Source organism: Glutamicibacter sp. BW77 (genome assembly GCF_002332285.1).
In the GTDB taxonomy this organism is placed as follows: domain Bacteria; phylum Actinomycetota; class Actinomycetes; order Actinomycetales; family Micrococcaceae; genus Glutamicibacter; species Glutamicibacter bergerei.
Genome location: NZ_NRGT01000039.1, coordinates 1 through 8,825 on the forward strand (window position 1 = coordinate 1; position 8,825 = coordinate 8,825).

Sequence of the window (8,825 nt, forward strand, 5' to 3'; positions counted from 1 at the left end):
CCCTCAATCCTGAAGAGCCCCTTTACACGAAGGAGGCAGAGATTTTTTGGCGATGCTCACTTGCTGCGTAGGTGCCTAGGATCTTGATTTCCCAAGTGAAGAAGTCCAATTCTTCTAGGGCAAGGCGTACCGGTAGATCTTCGGGATGGCCCTCGATGTCAACCATGAAAATTGTGGCAGCGAAACTTGAGTCGAGCATGTAACTTTCCATGCGGGTCAGGTTTACCCCGTTGGTAGCAAATCCGCCTAATGCTTTGTACAGTGCGCTAGGCACGTTGCGAGCGTGGAAGACCAAGGTGGTGATCACAGATTCGGGTAGTTTAGCGCGCGCGGGGAGCTCTTGCTTCCGCGCAAGAACCACGAAACGAGTGGTGTTCGTTTCGTCGTCTTCTACCGAAGAAGCTAGTACTTCTAGTCCATACAGTTCGGCAGCAAGTGGTGGTGCCAGAGATAGTTTGGTCGGGTCGTTCCAGTCTCGGACCTCGCGCGCGGAACCTGCGGTGTCTCCAGCGATCACTGGTATCAGCTTGTTCTCACGGATGATCTTGCGGCACTGTCCTAGTGCATGGATATGACTATGGACTTCGGTAGCTTCTTCAATGCTGCTTCCAGGAAGTCCCAACAGGTCAAAACGGATACGTAAATAGTGCTCGCCGACAATCTGTAGTCCAGATTCGGGGAGTAAAACGTGAATGTCGGCAACTCGTCCCGCAATCGAGTTCTCAATCGGGATCATGGCAAGATCGGCTTCGCCGCTTTCCACCATGGCGAAGGCGTCTTCAAAGCTCGCACAAGGTATGGCTTCCATATCGGGGAACTGCTCGGTGCAGGCCATATTCGAATTGGATCCGGCTTCGCCCTGATACGAAATCTTTTTGCTCATTAGTTCAATTTAGCGCAGAGTGCTCGCCACCGATGAATGCTAGCAAGGATGTTTCGAAGCGGCCGATCTATGAATGTTGCTTACAATCTCAGAGAGTAAAATTCCCCCCAAATAATTTCTGTCTGGTCGTTCGCGGTAAGCCAGATACTGCGGTGAGTGTCGATTTATGTGGGTGCAAAATTTGACAGATTTGAGAGCCGCAACGGTTCTAATCAGCTTAGGTTATGATGTAGATCACAGCTGTTTTTGGGATCTCAGCTTTTCATGGGGGTGTGAAGTGGCACAACCAACTTTGATTGGTTCGGTGCAGAAGGCATTGCGCCTCTTGGAGGCTGTTGCGGCGAGCGGTACTGCCATTTCGGCGAAGAAGCTTGCACGAATTACCGAATTCCCCTTGCCTACGACTTATCACTTATTGCGGACCCTCGAATTTGAGGGTTACCTGTGCAAAATTGATGGTGGGTATGCGCTCGGCGCATCGTCACTTACGGTGCAAAATGATCCGATCCATGAACTGGTGCCACGGGTTCGTCCAGTGCTCAGGTCGTTGAGTGATGAGCTTGGCGTAGCCACGTATTTAACCACTTATCAGGATGACGAGATCCATCTCCTAGCAATGGTCGAAGGCCGCGAAGGGAGAAGCGTGGATTTGTGGGTAGGAGTGCATGAGTCCGGGCATGCAACGGCATTTGGCAAGGCGATTTTGGCAAACCTTAGCGACGAACTGCGTGATGATTACATCAACAGACACGATCTGCATGATCTAACGCCTAACACCATTACTAGCCGTGGCGGTCTGGAACGCAATCTGTCTGTCGGCTCCAAGATTTGGTCAGATAAAGAAGAATATCTACTTGGCATTTCCTGTCACGCGGCTCCCATTCAGAATAACGGGATGGTTGGCGCGATTGCAGTGTCTCTACCTTCGCAACGCAAGTTGCTGGAGAGCGAAGAAGCGAGTCTGAAGAGGGCTGCGAGACGTCTCGGGTTGGCAATGGGGCCATCTCTTATCAGTATTTGAAATCTTATCTCTTGTTGACCAATTGGCTCACCAGTGATGATGGAGTCATAGAAGTTCAGTAGGAAGCTAGAAATCCAAGATGTAGCGCGAGTGCTACGGACCAACTGCGATATCTAGCATCCCAGATAGCATCTAAACGTCCTGCGCAGTATTTCCTGAGTACCCCCAAGACTCGGAAAACCAACGTTCAGGATAGCGACCCCGAAGATTCCCCCAAGCCTTCGGGGTCGCGCTGTCTGGAAGGGGCACTGCCAGGGGACTAACGACTACGTACTTTTGAGTTACAACTGCCCATAGTGGGCTGCAAGTTTTGCCAACCCTGCGTCAATACTCACCGTTGGCTTCCAATCTAACACTTCATGCGTCTCGCGCTGGTCAAACCAGTGAGCGGTTGAAAGTTGCTCGGCCAAGAATCGAGTCATCGGTGGCTCATCATGCACTAGATTGCGAGAACCTGCGGCCAGCCAGACTTTCTCGATAACCGAGCCAGCACCGCGTGCCAACCAGCCCGGAACATTAAGTTTCGGAGCCGGAGCTCCACCAGCCTTGCAAATTCCAGCAATGAGTTCCCCCACCGGGCGAGGCTCACCATTGGTGACGATAAGTGCCCGTCCATGAGCGTAATCCATGCGTTCTAGCCCGCGAACAATCGCGGAGGCCGCATTATCAATGTAGGTAGTGTCAATAAGTGCCACACCACTGTCTAGTAGTGGAAGCCGGCCGCTCTTGGCACGGTCAACCACACGCTCAACCAGTTGGGTATCGCCAGGACCCCACACCACGTGTGGCCGTATAGCAGCCACCCGGAATTCGGGGGAGTCCTCGGCCAAGGCACTTAGCTCAGCAGCTGCCTTAGAGCGAGCGTAGTTACCGCGAGCTAAATTCGGGTTCGCAATACCTGCTGATGCGCCCGTCAACGAATCACCGAAATGAGCGACCGAAGGGGAAGAAACAAAAACAAAATCCTTGATGCCAGCGCTTTTTGCAGCCGCTAACAAATTTGCTGTTCCAACGATATTCGTGGCGACAAATTCATTCCAATGGCCGGTAAAGGAGACCTTCGCGGCCAGATGAATCACCGCATCCATGGATTGCACGGATGTAGCCACTACATCCTTATCGGTGAGTGAGCCACGGATCTCATCCGTCGCTTGGCTCGAAGCGCCGCGCTGGAAAGTTCGAACGTGGTGTCCTTTACCGCGCAATAGCTCAGCTACCGCCCCGCCGAGCATCCCACTGGCTCCGGTAACCAAGATACGACGAGGCTCTGCATTATTCATGGCTGTGCTCATGGCTTGCGGACCCTTCCGCCGGCCAGCGTGGCAGTTGCCCAAGTAGCTAGTGCGGCACGATCGATTTTGGAGTTATGGCGAATGTCAGTTGGCAACGATGAAACAATCAAAACCGCAGCCACATCCACGCCGGTTTCGGCGACGGCACTGCGAACTTTTTGCGATAACTCGTTGCTTGCCGGGCCTGCTTTGCGCGCCGGTGGAATTGTTTCCATCACTACTACGGCGGCCTGTGTGCCAGCCGGTCCTACACCCACCAATGCGGCGCGACCAGCGCCGGACACAGACTCAACTGCGTGTTCAGCGGCCACCGGGGTCATAGCCCCTTTAGCGGTGCTCAATACATGCCCCAGTCGGCCCTCTACCCAAAGCCGTCCGTCATCATCGAGATGTCCAACATCTCCAGTCCTGTGCCAGCCCGGGATTGAAATGCTCACCTGCTCGGTAATCCAAAGCCGGTCATAACGATCCTTGACATGTGGGGCGCGAACTAGAATTTCACCGGTGACGTGAGGGGTGTATTTCGGTTGGTCTCCCGCGATTCCCATCGAATCGATAGGGGCAATGGCTACCTTTGCGCCAGCGACGGCCGTACCAACGCACACACCGTTGCCCTGGCCCGCCTCGCGAATACCCGCAAGGTCGATATCTGTGACCGGAAGTGCCTCGGTCATGCCATAAGGCGTGTGTACCTGTGCGTTAGGTACTAGCTCTTGGACTTTGGCTAACAATGGTTCTGGAATAGGTGCACCAGCCGAGAGCATCACTGAAACGTTCGCGAGAGTCTTCCGGTGGGTTGCATCCAGGGAGTTCTTGGTTTCTAAAACGTTGGCCAGCGCTGCGGGTGAGGCAAATACCGTTGTTGCATCTACGGCTACCGCAGCATCTGCTAAGGCCGAGGCAGTCAACGTTCGAGGTGCGGTGACATCCATATCTGGAGTGACCGAGGTTGCGCCCAATGCTGGACCAAGCAAAGCAAACGGCGCAAAGCCAGCAACAAGAGCAGAACCTGCTTTGAGATTGTAAGTTTCGCGCAGGGTGTCGCGCATTGCGCCCAACTGCCGGTGTGTATAAACAACACCCTTAGCGGGGCCGGTCGAGCCGGAAGTGAAGAGCACCGCGGCGTCAGCGTCTGGTTCGGCGGGCACGAAATTTGAAGGTTGTGGCGCGAGCCTGTTTCCTACGTCGAAAAGCTCGGAAAGAGAATGCTCCACGCCTAATAGTTTGCGCTTGGCAGCAGGCAAGGTTTCCACTGAAATCTTGGTACCTGGCCAGTTGAATAGTCGTGCTCCGGTGAGTGCACGGTCAATACCAATAAGATAGCTGGGCCCCGCGCCCTTGATAGCGCGTCCCAAACCCTTGGTGCCGAGTCCAGCATCAGCCACCACTATGACAGCCCCTAAACGCAGGCAAGCATAGATCAAAGTTGTTAGCTCAATGCCCGGAGGTACAAGTAAATTAACTCGGTCGCCGGCCTTGACTCCAATTTCCTGGAGTCCTGCGGCCAAAGCGTTGACCCGTTGGCCCAACTCTGACCAGGAAAGCGAACGTGGAGGATTAATATCTACTACAGCAACGCTGTGGTCTGCGGTGCGTGAATCCAACTCTGAGAGCATTGGCCGGTAGTCAACTAGGCTGTCGGCTCGTGAAGAATTTGTGGAGTTCTGATTGCTGGACAACCAATCAAACATTGGGGTGGCAATATCTTTGTCCTCGCCTACCAAATGGCTGGCGCCCTCGAAGCGGTGTACCTGCGCGTGCGGGAGTCGACCCATGAGGTCGCGTAGATAACGGTCAGAGAAGACTGGATCCTTTGGACCCCACAACATCAAGGCCGGAACGGTGAGCGTGCGTACTGCCTGCGCGATTTCGTTCAGCGTTGAGCGGCTGGGATGGTCTTCGGCGAAAGGAATATCTGCCACAAAGTTCGCTACGCCCTCGCGTTTGGCGGCACTTGTGTAGGGAGCCATGAATGCTTTGCGGACTTCTGGATCAAGCGCGGGCTGAGCTAACGAGTGGGTTACCTGTAAGAATGCGCTGGTGGTCTTAGTGCCCCAACCATGAACCGCAGGATGTGAAGCGAGCTTCAACGCTGCGGGGAGTTCAAAGCCAGCAGGATGAATCGCGGTGTTAGTTAGAATGACGTTGGCCAGCTGATCCTGATGGCTGGTGGCCCATCCTAGAGAAATGACACCACCCCAGTCATGTCCCACGGTGGTGACCTTGCCGCTGAGCCCGAGCGAGTCGATGAGGTCGCCCAAATCACTAACTCGGTCAGCTAGCCGACGGAACTTGCCGGTACGCGCGGAGAATCCCATGTCTAGCTGATCCACTGCGACGACGCGCCACGGCAGAGCATTAGCCGAAACATGGTTCAACAGGCTGCGCCATAGGTAAGACCACGTTGGGTTGCCATGGACACACACGAGGGTGCCGATGGGCTCAATTCCTCGTGCTAGAAGTTCGTCTTCGTTATCGAGCAGATGCCACATGTGCAGCGTCCCTGGGCCATCCACTTTCGAAGTGGAAGGAACCTGAAGATAAGTCGAATAAATTCCATCTACACCGGGGAAAAGCTCGGTCACCAGGCAATCTCCATCATCGCGGTATTTAATCCTGAACCAACGCCCATACACAGAACACGATCACCTGGCTTCAAAGTGTCAGCTTCCTGAGACAAGGTCATCGGCAGGGAAGCCGGGCCAACATTTCCCCACTTGGAGAAGGTGATCGGAACACGATCCTTGACTAGGCCCACAGCCTTGATGATGGCGTTGGTGTAGGACTTGGAGACCTGGTGGGTAACATACCGATCCATGGACTTCCAGTTCCATCCGGATTCCTGGGCTTCATCCCAAGCATTTACCACCAGTTCTAGGCCGTTGTCTAACAGCCCCTTGGTGTCGGTGTACATTCCTGCCGGGCCACCTACGCACAGTTCATGGTGTTCGGTACCGGCGCGGGAGACGCCACCAATGATGCGGTGTCCGTCCGGGTGCAGATCTGCTGGGCCAATGACGGCTGCAGCTGCGCCCGAACCAAGGGTCAGAGTCGCAAACTCGCGCATGTAATCTTCACGAGTGGAGCTCTCATCATTCAGGCGGCGGAATGTTGTTTCCTGAGTCGGGCGGGAGTCTTCACCAGCCACGATCAGGGCGTACTTGATCTGCCCCGAATCAATCATGTTTGCTGCCAAGCTCATACCGTTGACGAATCCTAGGCAGGCATTTGTTATGTCAAAATTCATAGCGGAGGATGGTAAACCCAGACCATTATGAATCTTGGAAGCTACCGAAGGCTCTAGGTTGCGGCGGGTGACTGAGGTGTTAATCAGCAGACCAATCTCGGACGGTTCCACACCTGCCTGCGTCAGCGCATTTTGGCCAGCAACGATTGCAGCGTCGTCAAACTCGACACCCTCAGACCACCAACGGCGTTCTTTTACGCCCGACACCCGTTCAAGCAACTTCTTGGAAAGACGGAGGCGCTTGAGGCTTGGGGCCAGGCGCTCGTCGAATTCTGCTGAACTCATGACCTCTGGTGCTAGTACGCTATTTACCGCTAAGAGGGCCACGTTGTGGTGTTTAAAAGTGGCGTTGCCGTTCAAAATGTAGCCTTTGTGTCGGGGCTGTTGCGCCGTGCTCAGACGCAACGAAGTAGAAGTAGTTTGATGCTTTACGAGAAATAATAAAAAAACGTCTATCTCTACCGTATTCCTTGTTGGTGCACAGTGCGTACACGGGCACGCTATTTTCAGCGGTTAGCAAGAAACTCACAGTCTTTTTGACTATATTTCGCCCACCTAACCCACAGGGAGTTACTGCACAGTAACATTTTGGCGGAATGGGCCCGTCGATGGCTCGATTACTTTGGGAGTGCTCAGAAATAAGTTCTGCGACCCATGGCACCATTTTCTCCTCCGGTAGGCTTGCCTTGAACCACTGGCCCGATGGCGCTCCTACTGCAAATAGGCGGGAAATCTTATGGATCTACTACGCGGTTTAAGTCGAGAAGACCTATCGGTCGCGATTTGGGTATGCGCCGCAGTGTTTGCTGTAGCGATGGGAATCTGGCGTCGGCGACAACTGCAGTGGGTGGCTCTTAGTTCTGTGATGCTCTTTGCAGTGCTTAACGCCGGTGCGGGGATCTACGTTTTGCGGACCGTCGGGGATCCTCGATGGGCGCAGGAGGGAACCGTTCCACTCAGTGCACCTTCCTTGAGCGAGATTCGTGTCGTCGGGCAATACTTGGAGCCAATAGATTCCGCACTCCAATCAATGGTTGGAAGTGTGAACTCGCTTGTGGCATTCCAACAGGCCCTTCCGGTAGCACTGGATTTCTTCACGAAGAGTGGCTGGGCATTACTCATCGCCGTTCCACTGATGATTCTTGTCGCGGTGATGAGTTTTAGAGCTGCTAGGCGTCGAAAGCGAGAGCTCAATAATTACCGCGCGACTGTTGACCAGCTCAAAATTGATTTAGAGCAGGTCAAGGCCAGACTCACTATGTTGGACGGAGCGTCAAGCGTTGGCCAAGCAACGGTAGCCCTACCTCAGGCCAGACGCAGAGATCAACGATAAAGAGATGCAGCGCTGAAGAAAATTCACAGGAAACAGCGAAATTGGTTGCCTGCAGGACCGTAAGTTTAGGGAGCTGATCCGCGCAGTTTCGCCCCAGGGCCGGGGGATACCTGAGACTCTCGTGGTGAGTCTAGAACGTGCCCGAGCGCGCACTGCACCACGGCAGAAACCTGCTCTCCACAACCCTGGTGCTTGATGAGTAACGGTGGTCCGGCGGGATCTGCCTCGTATCTGTCGCCCCATTGGAGCAGCGAAATTATTATTGGGTAAAGGTCCAATCCCTTTGGGGTGAGGCGATATTCGTTACGCGTACGGTGGCCAGGTTCCTTGTATGGAGTGGCTACGAGTATTCCGCTGGCCATCAGGGAATTTAGCCGGGCGGAGATCATCGCTTCGGAAGCCCCTAGGTGGCTGCGTATCGCATCGAATCGGCGCACTCCATTAAATGCTTCCCGGAGTATTAGCAAACTCCACTTTTCACCGACGACTTCCAAAGTGCGTTGAATAGAGCAAATCTCAGTGTCGTAGTCCTGCCACTGCATGTTCAAAGCAGCTCCTTACCGTTGACAGATCCTGACTATCTAGCTAGCTTCAAATATAACAGCCAGCTTTTGAAGGGCAAGCGATTGAATACGAATGAAGAACTTCTGCCAGGTATGACGCGGACTGAGCCCAGCGAGTTTGTGGCTGCTACCGATTTTGTCGTTGATGAACTTAACGCCGTGTCCCTGCGCGGGCACGTGCAATTAGGAACAAATCACCACACGCCGTGGGGAGTGGTGCATGGAGGACTGTTCACCACAATTGTAGAAAGCGCCGCCAGTATTGGGGCGAGCTTCGCCGTCAACGAGTATGGACAATTTGCTGTCGGGGTTCACAACGCCACGGATTTTTTACGGCCAGGTAGTTCCGGCTTGGCTCTAGTTGAGGCCACAGCTTTGCATCAAGGCCGTACCCAACAATTATGGGAAGTCATCATCACCGACGACGCTAGTTCCAAGGTGCTGGCTCGCGGGCAACTGCGCCTACTGTTAAATCCCCGTATTTGA

Annotated in this window: 8 protein-coding genes; 3 read left to right on the forward strand and 5 right to left on the reverse strand. The window is 54.0% G+C overall.

Translation table 11 applies throughout. The features are described from left to right. Nucleotides 1-22: 22 nt before the first annotated feature. Nucleotides 23-883: a prephenate dehydratase gene (locus CIK74_RS04275; RefSeq protein WP_096254540.1), complete on the reverse strand. Its 861-nt coding sequence runs from the start codon at nucleotides 881-883 to the stop codon at nucleotides 23-25. 277 nt (nucleotides 884-1,160) lie between these two features. On the opposite strand from CIK74_RS04275, the gene CIK74_RS04280 reads away from it, so the two are divergent. Next, the gene (locus tag CIK74_RS04280; protein ID WP_096254541.1) at nucleotides 1,161-1,904 is read left to right on the forward strand and encodes an IclR family transcriptional regulator; all 744 of its coding nucleotides are present in this window, start codon (nucleotides 1,161-1,163) and stop codon (nucleotides 1,902-1,904) included. Between the two features lie 281 nt (nucleotides 1,905-2,185). Here the strand turns inward: CIK74_RS04280 and CIK74_RS04285 are convergent, their stop codons facing one another. Genes CIK74_RS04285 through CIK74_RS04295 form a run of 3 tightly spaced genes read right to left on the reverse strand, consistent with a single transcriptional unit; the run spans nucleotide 2,186 to nucleotide 6,803 of the window. Then, nucleotides 2,186-3,196, reverse strand: a complete 1,011-nt coding sequence (locus CIK74_RS04285; RefSeq protein ID WP_096254542.1) for an NAD-dependent epimerase/dehydratase family protein — start codon at nucleotides 3,194-3,196, stop codon at nucleotides 2,186-2,188. Next, nucleotides 3,193-5,784: an alpha/beta fold hydrolase gene (locus CIK74_RS04290; RefSeq protein WP_170947742.1), complete on the reverse strand. Its 2,592-nt coding sequence runs from the start codon at nucleotides 5,782-5,784 to the stop codon at nucleotides 3,193-3,195. The genes CIK74_RS04285 and CIK74_RS04290 overlap by 4 nt, the downstream gene beginning before the upstream one ends. Further along, the gene (locus CIK74_RS04295; RefSeq protein ID WP_170947740.1) at nucleotides 5,778-6,803 is read right to left on the reverse strand and encodes a 3-oxoacyl-ACP synthase III; all 1,026 of its coding nucleotides are present in this window, start codon (nucleotides 6,801-6,803) and stop codon (nucleotides 5,778-5,780) included. Before CIK74_RS04295 ends, CIK74_RS04290 begins: the two co-directional genes overlap by 7 nt. Nucleotides 6,804-7,179: 376 nt before the next feature. On the opposite strand from CIK74_RS04295, the gene CIK74_RS04300 reads away from it, so the two are divergent. After that, on the forward strand, nucleotides 7,180-7,776 hold the full coding sequence (locus CIK74_RS04300) for a hypothetical protein (RefSeq protein ID WP_096254544.1): 597 nt from the start codon (nucleotides 7,180-7,182) through the stop codon (nucleotides 7,774-7,776). 65 nt (nucleotides 7,777-7,841) lie between these two features. Here CIK74_RS04300 and CIK74_RS04305 read toward each other — a convergent pair whose 3' ends face one another. Further along, on the reverse strand, nucleotides 7,842-8,318 hold the full coding sequence (locus tag CIK74_RS04305) for a helix-turn-helix domain-containing protein (protein WP_096254545.1): 477 nt from the start codon (nucleotides 8,316-8,318) through the stop codon (nucleotides 7,842-7,844). Between the two features lie 114 nt (nucleotides 8,319-8,432). Between CIK74_RS04305 and CIK74_RS04310 the strand changes: the two genes are divergently transcribed. Then, nucleotides 8,433-8,825 carry a PaaI family thioesterase gene (locus CIK74_RS04310; protein WP_096254546.1) on the forward strand — a complete coding sequence of 131 codons (393 nt, stop codon included), beginning with the start codon at nucleotides 8,433-8,435 and terminating at the stop codon, nucleotides 8,823-8,825.

Coding starts and splice junctions, on each gene's coding strand:
- CIK74_RS04275 (WP_096254540.1), bottom strand. CDS start 883: ATGAGCAAAAAGATTTCGTATCAGGGCGAAGCCGGATCCAATTCGAAT.
- CIK74_RS04285 (WP_096254542.1), bottom strand. CDS start 3,196: ATGAGCACAGCCATGAATAATGCAGAGCCTCGTCGTATCTTGGTTACC.
- CIK74_RS04300 (WP_096254544.1), top strand. CDS start 7,180: ATGGATCTACTACGCGGTTTAAGTCGAGAAGACCTATCGGTCGCGATT.
- CIK74_RS04305 (WP_096254545.1), bottom strand. CDS start 8,318: ATGCAGTGGCAGGACTACGACACTGAGATTTGCTCTATTCAACGCACT.
- CIK74_RS04310 (WP_096254546.1), top strand. CDS start 8,433: ATGACGCGGACTGAGCCCAGCGAGTTTGTGGCTGCTACCGATTTTGTC.